Source organism: Clostridium celatum, assembly GCF_021412605.1.
Classification (GTDB): Bacteria; Bacillota; Clostridia; order Clostridiales; family Clostridiaceae; genus Clostridium; species Clostridium celatum.
In genome coordinates this window covers 1-318 of sequence record NZ_JAJKGM010000123.1, presented here as the reverse complement: position 1 = coordinate 318, position 318 = coordinate 1, and the positions used below count along the sequence as shown (strand labels likewise).

Sequence of the window (318 nt, the reverse complement as noted above, 5' to 3'; positions counted from 1 at the left end):
ATTAGCTACTACTTCTTCTGCTAATTTAACAGCTTCTTTTAATGCATTTATTGTTGCTTCTGTATACTTATCTGATTGATTTTCAATTATCTTTTTAGCGTCTTCAATAACTGAAGTTAATTCAGATTTATTTACAGCTTCTTTTATATTCATTGTTACAGTTGATGTCTTAGTTGCTTCTTCAACACCTTCACCATCTGCAACTTTACCATTTATTAAATCAAATGCTACATTTTCTCCACTTGCTTTAGCTGTGAATGTTAACTTAACAATGTCTTTAACATTTTCTAAAGTTGTTCCAAGTCCAGCTACTACTAC

The 318-nt window shown here is 30.2% G+C and carries 1 protein-coding gene; it reads right to left on the bottom strand.

Translation table 11 applies throughout. The features are described 5' to 3' along the window. Positions 1-318: hypothetical protein (locus LPC13_RS17275; protein WP_234089039.1), on the bottom strand; the 318-nt coding region annotated here is incomplete at both ends.